This is a genomic window from Veillonella sp., assembly GCF_032470285.1.
Taxonomy (GTDB): domain Bacteria; phylum Bacillota; class Negativicutes; order Veillonellales; family Veillonellaceae; genus Veillonella.
The window spans coordinates 481843-504565 of record NZ_JAWEKP010000001.1 but is presented as its reverse complement, the minus strand read 5'-3'; the positions used below and the strand labels follow the sequence as shown (position 1 = coordinate 504565).

Annotated in this window: 17 protein-coding genes; 16 read left to right on the top strand and 1 reads right to left on the bottom strand. The window is 39.3% G+C overall.

The window, feature by feature from the left end; genetic code table 11:
- Nucleotides 1-58 precede the first annotated feature (58 nt).
- The 12 genes from E7B10_RS02390 to E7B10_RS02335 all read left to right on the top strand — a co-directional run bounded on the left by E7B10_RS02390 (nt 59) and on the right by E7B10_RS02335 (nt 15002).
- Nucleotides 59-469: a fimbrial assembly protein gene (locus E7B10_RS02390; RefSeq protein ID WP_278451656.1), complete on the top strand. Its 411-nt coding sequence runs from the start codon at nt 59-61 to the stop codon at nt 467-469.
- A complete protein-coding gene (locus E7B10_RS02385) occupies nt 459-866 on the top strand; it encodes a hypothetical protein (RefSeq protein WP_042986426.1) in 408 nt (135 codons plus the stop codon). Before E7B10_RS02390 ends, E7B10_RS02385 begins: the two co-directional genes overlap by 11 nt.
- 119 nt (nt 867-985) lie before the next feature.
- Nucleotides 986-1828, top strand: a complete 843-nt coding sequence (locus E7B10_RS02380) for a shikimate kinase (protein ID WP_021148253.1) — start codon at nt 986-988, stop codon at nt 1826-1828.
- Nucleotides 1800-2714, top strand: coding sequence for an ATP-dependent 6-phosphofructokinase (locus E7B10_RS02375; protein ID WP_021148252.1), 915 nt, complete (start codon nt 1800-1802; stop codon nt 2712-2714). Before E7B10_RS02380 ends, E7B10_RS02375 begins: the two co-directional genes overlap by 29 nt.
- 159 nt (nt 2715-2873) lie before the next feature.
- The gene (locus tag E7B10_RS02370) at nt 2874-3956 is read left to right on the top strand and encodes an efflux RND transporter periplasmic adaptor subunit (RefSeq protein ID WP_021148251.1); all 1083 of its coding nucleotides are present in this window, start codon (nt 2874-2876) and stop codon (nt 3954-3956) included.
- A 12-nt stretch (nt 3957-3968) separates the two neighbouring features.
- On the top strand, nt 3969-4691 hold the full coding sequence (locus E7B10_RS02365; RefSeq protein ID WP_004696122.1) for an ABC transporter ATP-binding protein: 723 nt from the start codon (nt 3969-3971) through the stop codon (nt 4689-4691).
- A complete protein-coding gene (locus E7B10_RS02360) occupies nt 4684-5895 on the top strand; it encodes an ABC transporter permease (protein WP_021148250.1) in 1212 nt (403 codons plus the stop codon). Before E7B10_RS02365 ends, E7B10_RS02360 begins: the two co-directional genes overlap by 8 nt.
- A 225-nt stretch (nt 5896-6120) precedes the next feature.
- On the top strand, nt 6121-6585 hold the full coding sequence (locus E7B10_RS02355; RefSeq protein WP_004696117.1) for a PaaI family thioesterase: 465 nt from the start codon (nt 6121-6123) through the stop codon (nt 6583-6585).
- A 36-nt stretch (nt 6586-6621) separates the two neighbouring features.
- Nucleotides 6622-7644 carry a phenylalanine--tRNA ligase subunit alpha gene (gene pheS, locus E7B10_RS02350; RefSeq protein ID WP_008714102.1) on the top strand — a complete coding sequence of 341 codons (1023 nt, stop codon included), beginning with the start codon at nt 6622-6624 and terminating at the stop codon, nt 7642-7644.
- Nucleotides 7645-7653: 9 nt separating this feature from the next.
- Entirely contained in the window at nt 7654-10098 is a 2445-nt protein-coding gene (gene pheT / locus E7B10_RS02345) for a phenylalanine--tRNA ligase subunit beta (protein ID WP_287550147.1), read from the top strand.
- Nucleotides 10099-10186: 88 nt separating this feature from the next.
- Nucleotides 10187-12610, top strand: a complete 2424-nt coding sequence (locus tag E7B10_RS02340) for a DUF3656 domain-containing protein (RefSeq protein ID WP_024062481.1) — start codon at nt 10187-10189, stop codon at nt 12608-12610.
- 13 nt (nt 12611-12623) lie between these two features.
- A complete protein-coding gene (locus tag E7B10_RS02335) occupies nt 12624-15002 on the top strand; it encodes an endonuclease MutS2 (RefSeq protein ID WP_287511487.1) in 2379 nt (792 codons plus the stop codon).
- Nucleotides 15003-15186: 184 nt separating this feature from the next.
- On the opposite strand, the gene E7B10_RS02330 is transcribed toward E7B10_RS02335, so the two are convergent.
- Nucleotides 15187-17277 carry a penicillin-binding protein 1A gene (locus E7B10_RS02330; protein ID WP_287551967.1) on the bottom strand — a complete coding sequence of 697 codons (2091 nt, stop codon included), beginning with the start codon at nt 17275-17277 and terminating at the stop codon, nt 15187-15189.
- A gap of 162 nt (nt 17278-17439) precedes the next feature.
- Here E7B10_RS02330 and tyrS point away from each other — a divergent pair, with 162 nt between their 5' ends.
- The 4 genes from tyrS to E7B10_RS02310 all read left to right on the top strand — a co-directional run bounded on the left by tyrS (nt 17440) and on the right by E7B10_RS02310 (nt 22716).
- Nucleotides 17440-18648, top strand: coding sequence for a tyrosine--tRNA ligase (gene tyrS, locus E7B10_RS02325; RefSeq protein ID WP_005386327.1), 1209 nt, complete (start codon nt 17440-17442; stop codon nt 18646-18648).
- Nucleotides 18649-18887: 239 nt separating this feature from the next.
- On the top strand, nt 18888-19529 hold the full coding sequence (locus E7B10_RS02320) for a CoA pyrophosphatase (protein ID WP_024062136.1): 642 nt from the start codon (nt 18888-18890) through the stop codon (nt 19527-19529).
- Between the two features lie 77 nt (nt 19530-19606).
- On the top strand, nt 19607-21988 hold the full coding sequence (gene ppsA, locus E7B10_RS02315; protein WP_005386329.1) for a phosphoenolpyruvate synthase: 2382 nt from the start codon (nt 19607-19609) through the stop codon (nt 21986-21988).
- Between the two features lie 98 nt (nt 21989-22086).
- Nucleotides 22087-22716 carry a helix-turn-helix transcriptional regulator gene (locus E7B10_RS02310; protein ID WP_174683254.1) on the top strand — a complete coding sequence of 210 codons (630 nt, stop codon included), beginning with the start codon at nt 22087-22089 and terminating at the stop codon, nt 22714-22716.
- Nucleotides 22717-22723 lie beyond the last annotated feature (7 nt).

Below are 22723 nucleotides of genomic sequence, written 5' to 3'. Positions count from 1 at the left end.
TACTATATATAGTTGTTGGTCAAGCTATCGTAGCTATGAAAATCGAAAGATAGACTTTGTGCGATTGCAAGCAAATGCTCAGTATCAAGAAATACATCAACAATATGGTGAATTAATGGAAATAAGAAATAAATTAATAAAGAATAAAATCCTTAAGAATCAAACAGATATATTACCCAATACAATGGTCGTATATATTCTTGATGCCGCTATGTCAGAACATATTAGTCTACAGCATCTTAGCATTAAGGATGGGCGTATCAGTATAGATGGTATAGGTACGAGTGACGAAATGTGTCGTAAATTTATTGCTATTCTCCAACAAAAATTACTAGGGATGGAGTGTCATGGAACAGTTAAAGCAGATAAAGGTGTTTATACATTCCATATGGACGGATCTAAAAGAGAGCACAACGTATCAGGTCGAGAGAATATTAACGGGCCTAGTGTTGTGGGGGATGCTCATTAGCCTTTCTATGTATGGGCATATTTATTTTGAAGACAAAAATAATAGCTTAAAAAATCAACAAGATAATTATAATATACAAATGAATGCTGAGTCAGATTATATAGTGTCTAATGAAGCAAAACTATTAGAATCTTTTACACGGAACAAGACATCTAATACAAGTTCTAATACAAATATTTTTGATTCCTTGCAAGGAGAACCATTAATGATTGTCAGTACTGATGAGCATGAAGGTATACTAGAATTAACAGTATTAGGTAGTACAGAGCGTATGATTAACTGGATAAATACTGTTGAAGAAAAGGATCCTTCACGCCGTATAGAAATAGAAGATATAGAACGTAAAGGTAATGTAGTTTATGTGCATTGTGCAATTAAATCGATTATAAAACCTTAATGAAAATCGGGTGTACTGTATAGAGACAGATTATAGATTTTATGTCTATAGTCTGTCTTTGTTTTTGGACCATTTTATAGTACAATGAAGGATATGTAATGATAAGGGGCACATAATAGATGATAATAAAACGGAATATTATGCTCATCGGTTCTATGGGAAGTGGCAAAAGTCACTTTGGACGGAACCTTGCAGAACGCAAGGGTTGGCAATTTGTAGATACCGATCGCGTATTAGAAAGTCGTTTTGGGTTGCCCATTGCTGAGATTTTTAAAAAGATAGGAGAAAAAGCATTCCGCCGCGCCGAAATGGATGTACTAAAAAAGGTTTGCTTATACCATGAAGCAGTGATTTCTGTGGGTGGGAATTTTCCTATTGAACATCGCACCTTAAAGGTATTAAAAAAATATTCCTATATTATTGGTATCCGAGCTGCACAATTCCGTATTGTCAGTCGGGTGAATCGCCGTGTTGGGAAACGGCCTACCATGGACTATAGTAATGTGAATGCCTTTGTACATGCTATGATACAATCGTGGAAGCCCGTGTATAAGCAGTGCGATTTTGTACTAGATACAACAAATGGCCGGACCTATGATTTTATACAGCGTATTGAGGATGAATTAGATGCCTCAGATGTGCAATTTAAAGCAAGACGTCAACCCAATGATACAAACGATGTAGATGCTAAAGAAGCAGCTGAAGATATACAATTTAATAATCAACAAAGTAGGAAAAAAGAGATTTCTGAAGCAGTATCAAAAAGAGCAATGTCTAATAAAATTCGTTATGATAAGAGGTATAAACAAAAGACTTCTAATCAAACGAATAAAAAAGGTAAAGCACATAGTATATCCAAACAACGTACACCACAAGGGGGTAATGGATATGAGAAGAATCGCAATATTAACAAGCGGCGGAGACGCACCAGGAATGAACGCCGCCATAAGAGCGCTAACTAGAAAAGCTATACATGAAGGTTTTGAAGTATTTGGTATTGAACGTGGCTATTTAGGTATCATTGAGGAAAAGATATTTCCCTTATCGAATCGAGATGTTGGTGGCATCATAACACAAGGTGGTACGATGCTGAAAACGGCTCGTTTTCCAGAATTTCAAAATGAAGAAATTCAACGCAAAGCTTATGATATTTTGAAAGCTTATGACATCGACCATCTAGTCGTTATCGGTGGTGATGGCTCCATGCGTGGTGCTGCAAGTTTATCTAAACTTGGTATGTCTACTATGACCATTCCATGTACGATTGATAATGACATGGGTGGCACACAATATACGATAGGCTATGATACGGCTCTTAATACGGTAGTTGATGCGGTTGGGCGTATTCGTGATACATCAAACTCCCATGAACGTGTAGCTATTGTGGAGGTTATGGGGCGCAAAGCTGGACATATTGCATTAAAGGCAGGCCTAGCTTGTGGGGCAGAAATAGTTTTGGTTCCTGAAAATCCCATGCCTTTACATGCGGTTTGTCGTCATTTAAAGGAAACACAAATTCGGGGTAAAGAATATAGTGTTATTCTCGTTGCAGAAGGTGCCTATAACAGCGGTGAGGTGAAAGCTTTTATCAAGGAGCATACAGAATTTGATCCTAGCCTAACTGTGTTAGGCTACTTACAACGTGGCGGTGGTCCATCGGCATTTGATGCTATTTTAGCGGCTCGCATGAGTGAAGTCTGTATTAATTTATTGATGAGTGGTGTCGCTAACCGATTAGTAGGTTATATAGATGGTCATATCCGTGCGCTATCTTATGAAGAGGCAGAACGTCTTGAATTTCCAATCGATGAGAAGGATTATAGATTATTGTCAATATTGAGTAGTTAATGGCCCGTAAGGGCCATTTTTTATATATCATAATTTATTCATTAATGAAATTATATTGCGTAAAAGCAATTGGTGCTGTATAATTTAAAAATACTATATGTGTTGATATAGAATAAATGTCTTTTTAATATATCTTCATCTTAAAAAAAGGAGATCATAATGAAAGAGTTCTTACAAAAGCATCGTAAACGTATAGTAACAGGTGCTGTTGTTCTTTGTGTTCTTGGTGGCGGCACATATTACTACATGGATAGTCTAAATGCAAATCAAGCACAAACGTTATACACTACTGGCAAGGTTGAAAAGGGTGATGTAAAAACTAGTATCAGTGCCACAGGTACTATTAACCCTGTAAATTATGTAGATGTTTCTACAAATGTTGCTGGTAAACTTGAAAAAGTTTTAGTTAAAGAGAATGATCAAGTTACGGCCGGTCAAGTTATTGCTTATATTGATACACGTCAATTACAAGCATCTGTTGATGATGCTCGTGCGGCGTTAGCCAAAGCAGAACTTGATATGAATCGTTATAAATCCTTGGCGGCTCAAGATGCTATTGCACAACAAACATATGATGATTCTGTAACAACTTATGAACGTGCTAAATCTACTTATGAACGTGCGGCCGCAGATTTAAGTGATGCTACTATTACAGCTCCAATGTCTGGTACTGTTGTTGGTACACCGCTAAAAGCCGGTCAAACTATTAGTACTGGTATTTCCACACAAATGATCATTGCTACCATTGCAGATTTAAAAAATTTAGAGATTTATCTTACTGTAGACGAAACTGATATTGGCAATATTAAACAAGGTGCTAAGGTAGAGTTTACTGTAGATTCTAAGCCAGGTGAAACTTTCACAGGTTACGTTTCTGAAATTGCAAAAGGTACAAAGGGTAATATGGGCACTACAAGTACAAGTGTAGTGTACTATACGGTTAAAGTTCAAATTCCTGAAAATATTTCAGGTAATTTCTTACCATCTATGACAGCTCGTGCCACAATCTTTGGTGAAGATATTAAAAATACATTGGTAGTTCCTCTTACTGCTGTACGTACGGATAAACAAGGTGAGTATGTATATGTAATAAAAGATGGTCAACCAGTACGTACCGCTGTTTCTACAGGTGTAACTGGGGATACTAATGTTCAAATCCTAAAAGGTTTATCTGAAGGTGATGAAATTATCGTAAGCGGTGATGTGAATGCACCAAAGAATAATGTAGCTGGACCATTCTAAGGGTAGGTGCTTATGAACCAAACAGTAATTGACATACAAGGGATTACAAAAACCTATGTGAATGGCAAATTATCAGTACCTGTTCTGCATGGCATTGATTTAGTTGTCAATAAGGGTGAATTTGTATCCATTATGGGGCCATCTGGATCTGGTAAATCAACCTTTATGAATATTCTCGGATGTTTGGACCGACCTACAACTGGTTCTTATCGACTCAATGGAGACGAGGTTGCTACCTTATCTGATGATGAACTTGCGTATGTACGTAACAAACAGATAGGTTTTGTATTTCAAAGCTTTAATTTGTTGACAAAATTGACAGCCCTAGAAAATGTAGCGCTTCCTATGATTTATGCCGGTGTAAATAAAAAGATGCGCATTGAACGGGCCACTCAATTATTACAGTCTGTCGGCTTGGGCGAGCGTATGGACCATTTGCCATCCGAGTTGTCTGGTGGGCAACGTCAACGCGTGGCGATTGCTCGTGCATTGGCAAATAATCCTGCTATTATCATGGCTGATGAACCGACAGGGAATCTTGACTCCAAGTCAACCATTGACGTTATGAACATCTTTCGAGGCCTTCATGATGAAGGCCGTACGATTCTTCTAGTTACACATGAACCGGATATTGCTACGTACGCGAGTCGTAATGTAGTCTTGAAAGATGGGATAATCGTAGAGGATTCGATCAATTCTAATATGACTCCTATAAAGGAGGTGCCTAATGTATAAAGAAAGTTTTCTAATGGCATGGGCTTCCTTGATTGCTAATAAATTGCGCTCCCTCTTGACCATGTTAGGTATCATTATCGGTGTAGCAGCTGTTATTGCCTTGGTATCTATCGGTAATGGGGTGAAGCAAGATATTGAGAATTCTATTTCTAGCTTAGGCTCTAACTTGTTGGTAGTTCTGCCAGGGGCGCCGCGGACGCCAGGTGCTAGATCTTCGCAGGGGTCCATGAAATCGTTGAAAATATCTGACTATGAAGCTATTGCTAAGTTAGAAGGTGTAAAAGCCGCCAGTCCTATGACAAATGGCTCTTATGTGGTGATTTATCAAAATAAAAACTGGACTACATCTGTTGCGGGGGTTAATTCTAACTTTCAGGACGTAAATAATTGGACTATGACATCTGGTCGATTTTTCTCCGATAAAAATGTTCAGAACCGAGAACGTGTAGCGGTTGTGGGACAAACGGTAGTAAAAAATTTGTTTGCTGATGAAGATCCTGTAGGCAAGGAAATCCGTGTTAAAAATATTCCATTCCGTGTCATTGGTGTTCTCAAAAGTAAAGGGAACGGAACCATGGGTAATGACCAAGACGATACGGTGTTAATTCCATATACAACATCAATGGAGCGCGTAGAGGGCATTGACTATCTTCGCAGGGTGTATGTTGTGGCTAAGGATGATGGGGGCATTGACCGTTTGCAGGCAGATATAGAGAATTTGTTGCGTGTTCGTCATAATATAAAAGATACAAATTTGGATGATTTTAATATTCAAAATATGAAATCTATTATGGAAACAGTGGCTCAGACGACGGGAACATTTACGTTATTCCTAGGGGCTGTAGCTGCGATTTCACTCGTTGTAGGTGGTATTGGTATTATGAACATCATGCTTGTATCTGTAACGGAACGGACTCGAGAAATTGGCGTGCGTAAAGCTTTGGGGGCTACGTATAGCGTAATTGTTACACAATTCTTAATAGAAGCTGTTGTAATAAGTTTGATGGGGGGCTTTATTGGTATTGCTTTCGGTATAGGAGCCTCAAAAGTAATCGGAATGGTATCTGGAATGAGTACAATTGTATCTGTTCCAACAATCATAATGTCCTTTGCCTTTTCCATGGCTATTGGTTTGATTTTTGGTATATACCCAGCCCGTAAAGCGGCTAAGCTCAATCCAATCGATGCATTGCATTATGAATAGTTTTGAATTTATAAATGTGTTTTCTTAAGAACATACCATATAATTAGATAGAGTTATTCGCATATGGTGCGTTGCATGATACAATATGTATGATGTAACGCACCATTTTTATATGTTTGTATTGAATTTTGACATATAACTATAAAGATTTTCATACAGGTAATGTAATAGACTTAGTATTTAGATTAGTTAATCTATGGGTATGTATATAGAATGGAGAACCTTATGGCTACAACATTGTTAGAATATTTCAACGAATTACGAGATCAAAACCCATTTTCTTGGGTGAAAGATTCTGAGATTACAGCAGTGGAACCAGGTCATGCGGAAATGACATTGCAAACAAATGAAACAGATTACTGCAATTTTAGAGGGGATTTGCATGGTGCCGTATGTATTGGCTTAGCAGATAGTGTGATGGGGACTGCTTGTTTTACATTGGGAAAATCTGTTAGCACCATTGATCTTAATGGTAACTATGTGAAAGCTGTTAAAGGCGGTGCTGTATTGCGTGGTGTAGCCAATGTAGAGCACAATGGTAAAACTACTATGGTTGCTACCGCTCGTATTTATAATGAATTAGGTGAACTTGTTCACTTGGCACGGGGTACATTTTTTGTACTAGAAGAGAAGCCATTACCTGATTTACCATGGCGTTTTATTGAAGAAGACAACCCTGATTTGGTATAATATAAGTTAGACTTTTACAAATAGGAGGATGCTTGAATGGAACAAGAATTACAACGTATTAAGGCAGAAGCCCTTGATGCCATCAAAGACGCTGCTGATCAACAAGCGTTGCAAGATATACGTGTTAAATATTTAGGTAAAAAAGGCGAGGTAACGGCTTTACTAAAAGGTCTTGGTAAATTATCTCCAGAAGAACGTCCGAAGGCTGGCGCCCTCGTTAATGCTGTTCGTGAAGCGTTAGAGGCTGAAATTGATACAGTTAAAGCTCGTATGGAAACTGCAGAGTTAAATGCTCGTTTAGAAAAAGAGCGCATCGATATTACATTGCCTGGCCGTGCACAAAAAGCTGGTCATATCCATCCATTAACAAAGGTTAATGAAATGATTGAAGACTTCTTCATGAAAATGGGGTATACCGTTGAAGAAGGTCCAGAAGTAGAGCAAGATTACTATAACTTTGAATGCTTAAACTTGCCTAAAGATCATCCTGCACGTGATATGCAAGATTCCTTCTATATTACAGAAAACTTCTTATTGCGCACGCATACATCTCCAGTACAAGCTCGTACAATGCAACGTCATGAACCTAATAGCCCAATCCGTATGATTGCGCCTGGTAAGGTTTACCGTTGGGACTATGATGCGACTCATTCCCCTGTATTCCATCAAGTGGAAGGCCTCATCATCGATGAGCATATTACATTTGCTGACTTAAAAGGCACATTAGAGTCCTTCTTACGTCACATGTACGGTGATGAAACAAAGGTACGTTTCCGTACAAGCTTCTTCCCATTCACAGAACCATCTGCAGAGGTAGATATTTCCTGTGTAATGTGTGGTGGCGAAGGTTGCCGTGTATGTTCTCATACAGGTTGGCTTGAAATTTTGGGCTGCGGTATGGTTCATCCCGATGTATTGCGTATTAATGGGTACGATCCTGAAAAGGTTAAAGGCTTCGCCTTTGGCATGGGCGTAGAACGTATTGCTATGCTTTTATATGGCATTAACGATTTACGTCTATTCTTTGAAGATGATGTACGATTCTTGGAACAATTTTAGGAGGAACTCATGAAAGCAAGTTTACAGTGGATGAATGAATACGTGCCTGTGGATATGAATCGTCCTGCTCAAGAATTGGCCGATGAATTAACACAAGCTGGTATTCCTGTAGAAGATGTCATTGCTATGGATAATGGCATTAAGAAAATTTATACTGGTAAAATTGTTGAGATTACAAAACATCCAGATGCAGATAAATTACAAGTATGCCAAGTTGAATGCCTTACAGAAGAAGGTGAACCTGTTACAAAACAAATCGTAACGGCTGCTACAAATGTTGCAGTAGGTCAAATCGTGCCTGTAGCGTATCATAAATCTCGCTTAGCAGATGGTACAGAAATTAAAAAAGGTAAATTGCGTGGCGTTGTTTCTGAAGGCATGTTCTGTTCCGTTGCAGAATTTGGTATCTCTAGCGACTTAGTATTGCCAGAAGAAGCTCAAGGAATTTACATTTTCCCTGAAGGAACACCAATTGGTCTTGATGTAAAAGATGTTTTAGGCTTAAATGATACAGTATATGAATTTGAACTCACCGCTAACAGAGCTGATTGCTTCTCAATGGTTGGTTTGTCCCGTGAATTTGGAGTCATGACAAATCAAAAAGCTTTATTCCCTGTTATTATGGTTAACGAGAATGGAGAATCCATTGAAGGCAAAGCATCTGTATCTATCGAAGCTGATGACCTTTGTACGCGTTTTACAGCTCGCGTAGTAACTGATGTTAAGGTTGAGCCATCCCCATTGTGGATGCAAAACCGTTTACGTAATAGCGGCATTCGTCCTATTAATAATGTAGTAGACGTAACAAATTATGTTATGTTAGAACTTGGTCAACCTATGCATGCCTATGATTATGATCATGTAAAAGGTCATAAATTAGTGGCGAGACGTGCTAAAAATGGTGAAGTGCTTGTTACACTTGATGGTTCTGAACGCGAATTGAATGACTCCATGCTTATCATTGCTGATGCTGAACGTCCAGTAGGTGTAGCAGGTATCATGGGTGGCTTTGATAGTGAAGTGACAAACGAAACGACCACAGTTATGTTTGAAGCTGCTGTATTTAATGGTCCATCTATTCGACGCACTGCTAAAGCTCTTGGCATGCGCTCTGAAGCATCTGGCCGTTTTGAACGTGGTGTAAATCATAAATACACCGCCTATGCTATCGACAGAGCGGCGCAATTATTGCAACAAATTTGCCCTACTTGTAAAGTTGATGTAGGCGTTATCGATGTATATAAAAATCCTGTAGAACAACATACAGTTACTTTCACAGCAGCACAAATCAATGATTACTTGGGTACAAACATTGAAAAAGACGAAATGGTTCGTATTTTGACAGCCCTTGAGTTCGTTGTAACCGAAGACGGCGACAAGTTGTCTGCCCTTGTTCCAACATGGCGCGGTGATGTAACAGTGATGCCTGATATCGCTGAAGAAATAGCTCGTATTTACAACTACGATAATATTACTCCGACAATTCCTGTAGCCGTATTGTCCTCTGGTGGTATGACACCTAAGAAAGCTCTTATTAAAGAGGTTACACATGCTTTGGCTAAATTGGGTATGACTCAAATCATTACATTTAGCTTCATGCATAAAGATGGTCTTTCCAATATGATGCTTCCTGAAGGGGATAGCCGTTATACAGCCATTCCAATCTTGAACCCTATTTCCGAAGAATTCCCTTATATGCGTACTACATTGGTGCCGGCTGTTATCGAAGCAGCAAAACGCAATATTGCACAACAAAATAAGGATCTTTGGTTATTTGAAACGGCTAATGTGTATGAACCAAAAGATTTACCTTTAACAGAAGTACCTCATGAACGCCCTATGGCTTGTGGTATTTTGATGGGGAAAGCAAACCAAGCTGGTTGGAATCAAGCAGAACGCACTACAGATTTCTATGATGTAAAAGGTATTGTAGATGCGTTGTTAGCTGAACTAGGCGTTACAAGCTATGAAGTTAATCGTGGCACTGAGCCATACTTTCACCCAGGTGTGAGTGCTCAATACGTAGTTGATGGTAAAATGATTGCTCAATATGGTGAATTACATCCACAAGTGAGCAAAAACTTTGACTTACCTGGCAAAGTATATATGTTTGAAATCGATTTGGAAGCCGTATTATCCTTAACGATTCCACCGTTCCGTTATACATCCTTCAGTAAATTCCCAGGCACTAGCCGTGACCTTGCCATCGTTGCACCTGTGTCCGTATCTAGTGGTGAAATTTTATCCATCATTAAAGAACATGGTGGAGAATATTTAGAAAGTGCGTCTATCTTTGATGTTTATGAAGGTGAACATATCGAAGCAGGTTACCGCAGTCTCGCATACAACTTACAATTCCGCTCTATGGAAGGTACGTTGAATGATGAGGATATTGACGGTAATATTCAAGCTATTATTGATGCATTAGCAGAAATTAACTGCAAATTACGTTAATTTTAAGCAGTATATTGAAAGGGTTTACCATATGGTAAACCCTTTTAGTACTATAGTTATGCCTTTAGTTAGGTAGAAAGGACTGTCCATGGAATTATTGGCTCCTGCCGGTACGATGGAAAACTTTATAGCCGCTTTAGAATCTGGAGCAGATGCCATTTATCTTGGTGGCAAAGGTTTTAATGCCCGAGCTCATGCAGCAAACTTTGGAATTGAGGAATTAACCGAGGCTATTCGCTTGGCCCATATTCTAGATGTGTCTGTATATGTAACGGTAAATATCCTCATAGGTGACTCCGAATTATCTGCTCTTGAGGCATATTTAAAGGACTTAGAGCGCATCGGCGTGGATGCTATCATCGTTCAAGATTTAGCAGTGGCTAAATTGGCGCAGCGAGTGGCTCCTAAATTACACTTACATGGCAGTACACAAATGACTGCAGCTACGCTCGATGCGGTTCGTTTTTATGAAAGTCTCGGTTTTACACGTGTCGTTTTAGCTCGTGAATTGAGCCTCGCTGAAATTGAACATATTTGCAAGAACTGTACAGCTGAAATCGAAGTCTTTGTACACGGTGCGTTGTGTGTATGTTATTCTGGTCAATGCTTAATGAGTTCTTTCATCGGTGGTCGCAGTGGTAACCGTGGTGCTTGTGCACAGCCTTGTCGGTTGCCTTATGAGCTATTGGATTCTTTAGGTGCTAGCTTGTTGCCAAAACACGAAGCCTATCTATTAAGTCCAAAGGATCTTAACTATAGTGAATATATGAATGAACTTGTGGCGGCCGGTGTTACGTCCTTTAAGGTAGAAGGGCGTATGAAAAAGGTTTCCTACGTGCGTCAAGTTATTGGAACCTATCGTCATATTTTAGATACGGCTCATATAGATTCTACTGATGCCGATGCATTAGCTTCTGGATTTAATCGTGGATTTTCTACGGATTATTTAACAGACCATGTAGGAAAATCAATGATGACCGTGGTGGCCCCAAATAATCAAGGGAAATTGATTGGCAAAGCAGAGGTCAAAAAGGGTCAAGTTCATTTATTCCTAACAGAACCAATTGAAAAAGGATCACTCTTAAAGGTCATGCAACGTTCTGGTAGTATTACGTACTATCAAATCGATCAGAACTGGTCTCTAGTGGATGAAAAGCATATTGTAGGTAAACCGGATGAAGGCTTTGCTGCGGGGCAAGTATTCCTTGCATCAGGCCCTAAAGCTCAAAAGCAACGGGGACTACAAGACTTTACCGCTAAATTAGAGGTACATGGTTATCTATCTATTAATACTGAACGAGAAATACCTTATACAGAACTAACCTTTGTATTGAATGATGGTCGTACTGTGACTATATCTAACGAGTTTGAACCTGTTTATGCTAACAATAAACCGACTACATTAGAGAAGGTTAGAGATCAAGTAGGTAGATTAGGGAATACATTATTTACACTAGGCTCTATGTCTATTCCTGATGGACCGTACATGTGGCCCGCTAGTGTTTTAAATGCATTGCGTCGCGATGCTGTAGAGGCGCTAGAAAACTTGTTGCTTACAGACCATGAAGCAGCTTGGGCAGAACGTGCTGTAGAACCCCGAAATATGTCATCATTAGTAGCTAAAAGTAAGGTTCAATACACAGAGCCTATGGTGAGTGCTCGCGTTGATGAACTCGATGGTGTAAAAGCAGCAATCGAAGGGGGTGCTAAGAAGATTATCTTTGGTGGTGACCGTTTGCAACGTAAGCCTTATGAAATTAGCATCTACGAGCAGGTAGTCAAACTTTGTAAAGAGCATAATGTGCTTTGTGTATTTGCTACGCCTCGCGTCGTTAAAGATGATGAGGTAGACGCGTACATGAATACGCTTAAGGCCATAGTTGAGTCTAAACCAGATAGCATTTCTATTCATATGCCACAAGCTCTATTATGGCTTCGTGAGTTAGGATATTCAGGTGCTATTGAAGCTGATACAGGTCTTAACATATTCAATGGCTCTGCACTACAAGTATGGCAAGATTTTAATATGAGTAGTATAGCTCCATCCTTAGAGTTGACCTTGGCACAATTAGTAAACTTACAAAAATCTGCTCATTTGCCATTAGAGGTAATGGTACACGGTTATACAGAAATGATGATTTCTGAGTATTGTGCCATCGCTAGTTTTGTGGGCACTGGCAAAAAGGAAAACTGTCCTATGCCATGTGTAACAGAGGACTATGCATTGAAGGACCGTAAAGGGGAAGTGTTCCCATTGCGTACCGATCCTTATTGCCGCATGCACATCATGAATAGTCATGAAATGGATATGCGTGCTTACGTGCCCGAGTTATATCGTAAAGGTCTACATATCTTGCGCATCGATGGGCGTCATATGGATCCACATCGATTGCGTAACATTGTAGCAGATTATGTATCTATTCAAAATGGAACAAAAGAGGCTCCTCCTAAAAGCGTAGGCAAGGATGATACGCCTATTACAAGGGGCCACTATTTTAGAGGTATTTTATAAAAGAGGTAGTACATTGTTTAACGAAGATGTATTAGACTTTCACCATATAAAAGAACAATTACAACAGCATTGTAGTTCTACCATTGCTAAAGAATTGGCTATGAATATTGAGCCAATGATCGATGCAAAACAAATTCAAGAGAATCTTGATGAAACAGCAGAGGCTATGCGTTCACTACAAACAGAGGTAGAACAACCGTTAGGTGGTACACGAGATATTCGTGAATCCTGTAAAAAGAGTCGAAAAGACTTTGTCCTTACTCGTGAAGCATTGTGGGATATTTATTTGACCATTGGTGCTTATAAGCGCATGACAAAGTTCTTTAGAACGAAATATATGGATTATCCATTGCTATCCCTATGGGTACAGGATATGCCGAATACAGATCGCATTGAAAACCGTTTTAAACGCGTCTTTGATGAAAAGGGGGAATTGCTTGATACAGCGTCTCCTAAATTGGCGAGCCTTAGAAATACGATTATTAAAACTCGTGAAAAGATTAAAAATGATATTCAAGCTATCCTGCATGATAAAGATAATCAAAAGTATTTCCAAGAAACCATCATTACGCAGCGTAATAATCGTTACGTAATTCCTGTAAAACAAGAGTATCGCCAATACTTTGATGGCCTTATTCACGACCGTTCTGCAACGGGTCAAACACTTTACATTGAACCGATGCGTTTGGTGAATCTAAATAATGAATTACAAGAGGCTTTGATTGGTGAAGAGCAAGAGGTCTTGCGTATTTACCGCGAGTTATCGGCTCTTGTAAAACAACATAGCAATGATTTGATGGATGCTTGTGAAAAGGTATCCCATATCGAATTTGTATATGGTAAGGCAAGTCTTGCTATTTCTTACAAGGGGGTACCGGCAATCTTAAGTACTGACAGAACCGTTAATCTCATGAGAGCTCGTCACCCATTAATTCCACCAAATATGGTAGTGCCTACAAATATTCAATTAGGTACATCGTACCGTATTTTACTAATTACTGGTTCTAACACAGGTGGTAAAACAGTTTCCCTTAAAACATTGGGCCTGTTGAGCTTGATGAATCAATGTGGCCTATTTATCCCTGCTGATCACGGTTCTATGTTACCAGTATTCCATAATATCTTTGCCGACATTGGAGACGAGCAAAGTATTGAGGCCAGCCTTAGTACGTTCTCTGCTCATATGACACAAGTTATTTCCATCATCAAACATTGTGGTCCTAACGACTTGGTTTTACTGGATGAACTTGGGTCTGGTACTGATCCAGAAGAAGGTAGCGCATTAGCTGTATCTATTCTTGAGTTCTTCCGTAAAAAAGGTGCCCTTATGATGGTAAGTACCCATTATAATGAGCTTAAAAATTATGCTTACCATACGGAAGGTATTGAAAATGGTCACGTAGAGTTTGATGAGCGCACCTTAAAACCTACATATCGGCTCCATATCGGCGTAGCCGGCAGTAGCCATGCGTTAAGCATTGCTGCACGTTTAGGCTTACAAAAGGACATTGTAGAACGCGCAACAGAGTATAAATCTCAATTTGGTAGTCATGAAATGGAAGAAGTTCTTTCCGACTTAAACGAACAACTCCGTAAAGCCTCTGAACGTGAAAGAGCGTTAAAGAAAGAACTTGATGAAACACGTCGTATGCGTGGCCAATTAGAGAAGGAAAAGAAACAGTTTAATGAAAATCGTAAACAAATCTTAGCCAAAGCTCAGGCCGATGCAGAATCCATGAAACGTAGTTTACGCGTTGAAGGGGAAGCGATTATCAAGCAATTGAAAGCGCAATTCTCTGAAACAAATAAGGATAGGCTTCAATCGGCTATTAATGCAGCACGTAAGGGGATTTCTAGTGTTCATGTACCAGAAGCTGCAGTGGATGATGATCGTAAGTCGTTAACCGCAGATGCTATTAAGGTAGGCCAAGCTGTTTATGTTACGTCCTTGCGTTCGTTGGGTACTGTGTTATCTATCAATGGTAACCGTGTAAATGTTGATATTAATGGACTAACAGCTACCGTTAAGGTTAGCGAATTACAATCAACTACACGTGAAGAAGGTAATAAACTGGCACGCGAACAAAAGGCAGCTATGCCTAAGACGCGAAAACGTATGGGTGGCTCCGCTGTACAACGACAAAAAGAGGTTCGTACTGAAATCAATATTCTTGGACAAACCGTAGATGAAGCGACCGTATCTGTTGGTCGATTTATTGACCAAGCCTTGCTTGGTGGTGTTAATCAAGTACGCATTATCCATGGTAAAGGAACTGGTGCACTACGAGAAGGTGTACATCAATATTTGCGTACCTTACCGCATGTAGCTCATTTTGAAACGGCAGGCTATGACGAAGGTGGTGCAGGAGCTACCAATGTAGTTCTGAAATAAAACTACACAATAGTGATATAGTTATAGATAATACAGTAAATTATTATCGTATATCAAATTGGTTATGGAGTATAGCCATATACATATATAGAAATAGAAGAGGTAGTAAGTTCTTTGAACTTACTACCTTTTTCTATGCAAAAAAGGAGTAGAACATTATGTTCTACTCCTTTAGCGTATGAGATTAACGATCTTTTTTACTAGACTTTTTACTTTTGGATGAATTAGATTTCTGTTCAGTTGCATCATCTTTTGAGCCACTGTCATCTTTTACAGCTTCATCTTTTGATTTGTCTTTATCATCTTTTTTATCTGCTTTTTCGTCCTTAGAAGCTTCTTTTTTAGGCTGTGCTTTTACAGGATTATAATAACCTTCAGAAACAGCTGATTGAGCACTAGCAGGAACGGAGAAGTCAGATGCAGGGGTATTGGCAAGAGCATTTGCCATGAATTGGCCCCACATAATAGCAGGTGTGTCACCACCGGTGATGCCTCGTAATGTTTCCGAGCCATAGTCATCACCAATCCAAACGGCAGCTACTAAATCAGGCGTGTAACCAACGAACCAAGCATCCTTGGAATCATCTGTTGTACCAGTTTTACCTGCTGCAGGACGACCGATTGCGGCATTACCACCAGTACCGCCATTTATAACGGATTCTAGCATATTTGTAATGATTGCTGCATCTTTTTCGTCTACAACGCGTTTTTCTTGGATGGAGTTTTCCTCCACCACTTGGCCGTTGCGATCAACAATTTTAAGGATTGCCGTAGGTTGAACTTTGATACCGCCATTAGCTAGAACGCCGTAAGCTTGTACCATTTCAAGAGGAGTAACACCATGTGTTAAACCACCAAGTGCTGTAGATAAGTTGTAATCTTGATCAGTTAGAGTAGAGATACCCATTTCTTTAGCAAGTTTAATAACCTTAGTCATACCCACTTCGTCAGCAATTTTTACGGCAGCTACGTTACGAGAATGTTGTAATGCATAGCGATATGTCATATTACCTTCGAAGTCATTTTCATAGTTTTTAGGGCTCCAGTTACCAAATGTAACAGGGCTATCATCTACGATAGAACCAGGAGTTTTACCAGATTGAATAGCTGCCAAATATACAAATGGCTTCATGGCGGAACCTGGTTGACGTTCTGCTTGTGTAGCACGGTTAAATGCATCATCACCACGGCCACCAACCATAGCCATAATGTAACCATTATGAGGGTTCATAGCTACGATAGCACCTTGTGGTTGATGTAAACCATTGCTATCAGTGTAGTAATTAGGCAAGTTTTGCATTGCTGCTACAGCTGCATTTTGTGCATCCATATCAAGAGTTGTATAAATTTTTAAACCATCTTTATAGATTGCATCGTCACCATATTTTTCAGAAACTTGTGCAATAACATAGTTGATGAAGTAAGACGCATTAGATTTTTCATGCGTTTGTTCTTGTTTTGCCACTAAGCCTAAATCTGCTTGACGCGCTTCATCGGCTTGCTCTTGTGTAATGTATCCGTATTTAACCATTTGGCCTAATACAACGGCTTGACGTTTTTTACTAGCTTCCAAATCATTGAATGGAGAGTAGTAGTTAGGACTTTGTGGTAAGCCCGCAATGAGCGCTGCTTGAGCAAGCGTTAATTGGCTAGCATCCTTACCAAAGTACACATGAGCTGCAGATTGTACACCGTATGCACCTTGACCAAAGTAAATTTGGTTCATGTACATTTCTAGGATTTCATCCTTCGTGTAATGTTGTTCAATTTTTAGTGCTAGCAATGCTTCAGAAATTTTACGTTTAAATGTTCTGTCTTGAGATAAGAATGCATTACGCGCTAACTGTTGAGTGATAGTAGAACCACCTTCAGATACGCCACTATGAACAAGGTTAACCCATACAGCACGTAAGATACCAACTGGGTCGATACCGTGATGGGAGTAGAAGCGAGAGTCCTCAGTAGCAACAAAGGCATTTTGTAAATCCTTTGGTACATCTTTTAAAGGTACTGGTAATCGATTCTCTGTGGAATGGACCGTTGTGATGAGATTACCATGCACATCGTAAATTTGAGACGATGCGGAAGGACGTACATTGGATACATCTGGTAAGTTAGACAGTGTGGCACTGATAAAACCACAGCCACCTCCGGCTACGATGAGTATAAGGAGAAGGGCACAAATCCAAAATAGACGCTTCGTACTTGTCTTCTTCGGTGTAGAGCCGCTACCGTTAGTACGGCGGCTGCTTCTCGCATTTGAGTTATTACTCATAGAGTCACCTCTTTTTTCTTTTGTTAGTAAATATAACGTAAATTCTATTACGCAGTTATAAATATTATATCATAAATGGCTTAAAACCAATACTATATATATAATTGTGAAAGTTTTTAGATAATGGTATACTAAAACAATAGTATTTCGAGGAGGATTATCATGGTTAGTGCTCAAGAACAAGTACGCCAAATTAAACACGGCGTAGCAGATTTAATTAATGAACAAGATCTTGTAAAGAAAATAGAAAAATCTATTAAGGAAAATAAACCTTTAGTTGTAAAATTAGGTTTGGACCCAACAGCGCCAGATATTCATTTAGGCCATACAGTACCACTTCGTAAACTACGTTTGTTCCAAGAATTTGGTCATCAAGTAGTGATCGTTATCGGCGGTTTCACTGCGCGTATTGGTGATCCTACTGGTAAAAGTGTAACTCGTCCACCACTTACAAAAGAAGAAGTATTGAAAAATGCTGAAACCTATAAAACACAAATCTTCAAAGTGTTAGATCCTGAAAAAACGATCGTCCGCGACAATAGTGAATGGCTAGAATCTATGAACTTTGCGGATGTTCTACGTTTGGCAAGCTCTTATACTGTAGCACGTATGATGGAACGCGATGATTTCAATAAACGCTTTAAAGAAGGTCGTGCTATTGGTGTTCATGAGTTTATGTATCCATTGATGCAAGGTCAAGATTCTGTAGCATTACATGCTGACGTTGAATTTGGTGGTACAGACCAAACTTTCAACTTGTTAATGGGCCGTCATTTACAAGAATTAGAAGGTCAAGAACCTCAAGTTGTTATCACAATGCCATTGCTTGAAGGCCTTGACGGTGTTCAAAAAATGAGTAAATCTTTAGGCAATTACATCGGTATCGACGAAGAACCTAAAGAAATGTACGGTAAAGCAATGTCTATTCCTGATGAATTGATGATGCGCTACTTCATGCTCGTTACAGATATGCCAATTGAAGAACAAGAGGACATGGAAAAACGTCTTGAAAGTGGTGAATTACATCCACGTGACGCTAAAATGCAATTAGCTCGTACCATCGTTCGTTTGTACCATGGTGAAGAGGCTGCTCTTGAGGCAGAAGAGGAATTCAAACGTGTATTCCAACAACGCGCATTGCCTACAGATATTCCTGAATGCGCTATGGATGCGCCAACAGAACCAATCTTTGTACCACAATTCTGTACAGATGCTGGTTTGACTGCTTCTAATGGTGAAGCACGTCGATCCATTAAAGCTGGTGCTTTCAAAGTCAATGGTGAAAAATATACAGAAGAAAACCTTACCCTTGAAGACGGCATGATCGTTCAAGTTGGTAAACGTAAATTTGTAAAAATTAAATTTAACTAATATAAAACTGTGATGAGATAGAAACCTCATCACAGTTTTTTTATGTCTATTTGGTCTATAAGATTATTTATCTACTAAATCTGTTGTTTGTAAAGCAAAAAATGACTTACAAGTTCATGTATAATGAAAGTAAAATATAAATTCAAATTTAAATACAGATACAAATATAAAATACAAATTTGACACATAAAAGATTTATAGAGATATCGTATAGTATCTATAAAGTAAGAGGACTATATATGGACAAAGAACTAAGCAACTTTTTAGAACAACGAGAACATACTGTTCTTACCGATATTGATGTTATAACTGCGGCAGTAGCAGTACCATTACTAGAAATAGATGGGGAAGATCACGTAGTATTTACTGTACGCAGTAACAAGCTACGCCGTCAGCCTGGTGAAATTAGCTTTCCTGGTGGACACTGTGAGCCTAATGATAAAAGCAGTGCCCATGCTGCCATGCGTGAGTGCTCTGAAGAACTAGGTATAGATTTAGATAAAATAGAACTACTTGGTAATTTAGACTGCTTAGTATCTGCGATAGGTGTCAAGCTATATGCCGTAGCCGTGCGCCTGCATACAAGCGATTTGAAACCAAATCCAGACGAAGTAGGAGAGGTATTCACAGTTCCATTACAATATCTATTAGACATGGAGCCAACGGTAGGTCATCTAGACATTGGGACGAAACCGTTAAGAGACTTTCCGTTCCATTTATTAGAAGGCTACAACATTGACTGGAAAATCAGACAAAACTACTCCGTTTATTTCTATCCTTATAAACAATACACCATATGGGGGCTAACTGGGCGAGTACTGAAGAACTTTTTAGATATATATAGGGAGATAGATTTGCATAATAATCCTCATATAAATTGACAGATTGTAAATTAAGGTATACTATTTATGTGTAAAAGGTTTAATGTGTTGCACTAATTAATCTAGGAGGTTCTCACATGAATCGCGAAACAGCATACGTACTTTGGTTTGATGAATTACGACGTGAAGATGTTAATTTAGTTGGTGGTAAGTCTTCTTCCTTAGGGGAATTGACATCCTCCACTAATGTACCTGTACCTTACGGCTTTGCTACAACTGCTCATGGTTATCGTGAGTTTATGAAAGCAACAGGTTTGGAAGATAAAATCCGCGCTGAACTTGATGCATTAGATGATGTAGAAAATTCTGCATTATTGCGTGAAGTATGTGCTAAAATTCGCCGCATGATTTGCGAAGAAGAAATGCCTAAAGAATTGGCAGATGCTATTCGTCATGCTTATGAAGAACTTGGTAAAAAAGTAAACGAAGAAAATCCATTCGTAGCAGTTCGTTCTAGTGCAACAGCAGAAGACTTGCCAGATGCAAGCTTTGCAGGACAACAAGATACATATTTAAATGTACGTGGTGCTGATGTTATTATTCAAAAAGTAAAAGAATGCTATGCATCTACTTTCACAGACCGTGCAACATATTACCGTGTAAAACAGGGTTTCGATCATATGACAGTAGCATTGAGTGCAGCTGTTCAAATGATGGTATTCTCTAAAGCGGCTGGCGTAATGTTCACTGTTGACCTTGTAACAGGCAATGACAACAATATTCTTATTGAAGGCTCTTGGGGTCTTGGTGAATACGTTGTACAAGGTACCGTTACACCAGATAATTTCCGTGTAGATAAAGCTAAAATGGAAATTACAGACCGCATGATTAATGACAAAAATATCCGTTTAGTTCGTAAAGCTGACGGCGATTGCGTTGAAGAAGTTGTTCCAGCAGATGAAGCTAAACAACAAGTGATTACAGATGCTCAAGTTCTAGAGCTTGCTGAATATGCAAAAGCAATCGAAAAACATTATGGTTGCTACATGGATATGGAATGGGGCGTAGATGAACGAGACGGTAGAATTTGGATTTTACAAGCTCGTCCAGAAACAGTTTGGTCCCGCAAAGAAAAACCAGAAGTATCTGAAAAATCTAGCACATTAGATGCAGGTAATCGCGATATTATCGTAAAAGGTTTGCCAGCATCCCCTGGTAATGCAGCTGGTAAAGCTCATGTTATCATCAATCCTGAGGATATTGATGAGTTCAAAGAAGGCGAAATTCTTGTTACAGCTATGACAGCTCCTGACTGGGTGCCAGCAATGAAAAAAGCGAAAGCCATCGTTACTGATGCCGGCGGTATGACTTGCCATGCGTCCATCGTTAGTCGTGAGCTTGGTATTCCATGTATCGTAGGTACTAAGAGCCGTAGCCATGAAGCGACTACATCCATTAAAGATGGTCAAATGATTACTGTAGACGCTACAAATGGTATCGTATATGATGGCGTATTAGAAGATATCGTTAAAAAGCCAGAAGCACAAGCTACTGCAAATGTTGTTGCTGAATCTGTTCCTGTAACAGGTACTAAGATTTACATGAATTTAGGCGATCCTGATTTGGCTGAAAAACATGGTGTATTGCCTTGTGATGGTATCGGCCTTATGCGTGAAGAGTTCATTTGGACTACTTTCATCCATGAACATCCATTGCACCTTATCGAAACAGGTCGCAGTGATTTTGCTGTAAATACATTGGCAGAAGGTATGCGTAAAGTTTGCCAAGCATTAGCTCCTCGCCAAGTTGTAGTTCGTTTGAGCGACTTCAAATCTAGCGAATACCGTGATCTTAAAGGTGGCGACAAATACGAACCACATGAATCCAGTGCATTACTTGGCTGGCGTGGTGCTTCTCGTTACTACGATCCTAAATATACACCTGCTTTCAAATTAGAATTAGAAGCAATCAAAAAAGTACGTAACGAGTTTGGTTTCAAAAACTTACAAGTTATGATTCCATTCTGCCGTACTGTAGAGGAAGCTGAACTTGTTACTAACTTAATGGCTCAAGAAGGCCTTGTACGCGGTAAAGATTTCAAAATCTGGCTTATGGCTGAAATTCCAGCAAATATTATCTTAGCTGATCAATTCAATAAATATGTAGATGGTTATTCCATCGGTTCTAACGATTTGACTATGCTCGTTCTTGGCTGTGACCGTGATAATGAAACAGTTCAACATATCTATGATGAACGGAATCTAGCAGTTCGTAGAGCAATTCGCCATCTCATCGAAGTAGCTCACAAAGATGGTAAAACTGTATCCATCTGTGGCCAAGCGCCAAGTGTGTATCCTGAACTTTGCGAATTCCTCGTGAAGAGTGGTATCGACTCCATTTCTGTTAATCCAGATGCGGTTGTGAACACTAAGAAAATGGTGGCTCAAATCGAACAACGAATCATGCTTGATGCTATGACTGGTCGTGGTCGTCAAGAAACTGATGACTTAACTTGGTAATCATATAGTGGTATTGAAAGAGGAGGCCCGTTGGTCTCCTCTTTTTCTGAATGGTAACTTAGGATATAATACAAACAGAGATGAAAGGGGGTTACCGTGTGAAACTGTCGAAACGACAAGAACAAATTGCTCAAATCGTTCGTGAAGAAGGACCTGTTACAGGTAGTGCTATTGCTGAACATTTAGAGGTTACACGATCTGCATTGCGTTCAGATTTATCTGTTTTAACTATGCTAGGTGTTTTAGATGCACGTCCTAATGTAGGTTATTACTATGTGGGGCTTTCAAAGGAAACACAAACAGCAGAGCGATTAAAATCATTTCTGGTAAGTGATGTATTATCTCAAGCCGTCGTAGTCAATGGGGATACAAGTTTGTATGACACGATTGTTACTATATTTACTGAAGATGTAGGGACTATTCTAGTGTGTGATGATTCCTATTTAGTAGGTGTAGTATCTCGTAAGGACTTGTTGCGTGCCTCTATGGGGCAAACAGATTCGCACACAATGCCTATATCTATGATTATGACCCCTGTGAGCAAGGTTATAACAGTGGAGCCTACCGATACATTAGTAGAGGCTGCACAGAAGATGATAGATTATGAAGTGGATTGTTTACCTGTCGTCGTTCGCGAGGATGTGGAAAACAAGAAACGCTTAAAGGTTGTAGGCCGTGTATCTAAAACGACGGTAGCAAAAGTATTTTTAGAATGTAGCATACATTGAGGTTGAT

Bases quoted from the DNA above. Each gene is read 5' to 3' on its own strand.
- E7B10_RS02340 (WP_024062481.1), top strand. From the start codon at position 10,187: ATGGAATTATTGGCTCCTGCCGGTACGATGGAAAACTTTATAGCCGCT.
- E7B10_RS02375 (WP_021148252.1), top strand. From the start codon at position 1,800: ATGAACGCCGCCATAAGAGCGCTAACTAGAAAAGCTATACATGAAGGT.
- E7B10_RS02380 (WP_021148253.1), top strand. From the start codon at position 986: ATGATAATAAAACGGAATATTATGCTCATCGGTTCTATGGGAAGTGGC.
- E7B10_RS02385 (WP_042986426.1), top strand. From the start codon at position 459: ATGCTCATTAGCCTTTCTATGTATGGGCATATTTATTTTGAAGACAAA.
- E7B10_RS02370 (WP_021148251.1), top strand. From the start codon at position 2,874: ATGAAAGAGTTCTTACAAAAGCATCGTAAACGTATAGTAACAGGTGCT.
- pheT (WP_287550147.1), top strand. From the start codon at position 7,654: ATGAAAGCAAGTTTACAGTGGATGAATGAATACGTGCCTGTGGATATG.
- E7B10_RS02355 (WP_004696117.1), top strand. From the start codon at position 6,121: ATGGCTACAACATTGTTAGAATATTTCAACGAATTACGAGATCAAAAC.
- E7B10_RS02320 (WP_024062136.1), top strand. From the start codon at position 18,888: ATGGACAAAGAACTAAGCAACTTTTTAGAACAACGAGAACATACTGTT.
- tyrS (WP_005386327.1), top strand. From the start codon at position 17,440: ATGGTTAGTGCTCAAGAACAAGTACGCCAAATTAAACACGGCGTAGCA.
- ppsA (WP_005386329.1), top strand. From the start codon at position 19,607: ATGAATCGCGAAACAGCATACGTACTTTGGTTTGATGAATTACGACGT.
- E7B10_RS02330 (WP_287551967.1), bottom strand. From the start codon at position 17,277: ATGAGTAATAACTCAAATGCGAGAAGCAGCCGCCGTACTAACGGTAGC.
- E7B10_RS02365 (WP_004696122.1), top strand. From the start codon at position 3,969: ATGAACCAAACAGTAATTGACATACAAGGGATTACAAAAACCTATGTG.
- pheS (WP_008714102.1), top strand. From the start codon at position 6,622: ATGGAACAAGAATTACAACGTATTAAGGCAGAAGCCCTTGATGCCATC.
- E7B10_RS02360 (WP_021148250.1), top strand. From the start codon at position 4,684: ATGTATAAAGAAAGTTTTCTAATGGCATGGGCTTCCTTGATTGCTAAT.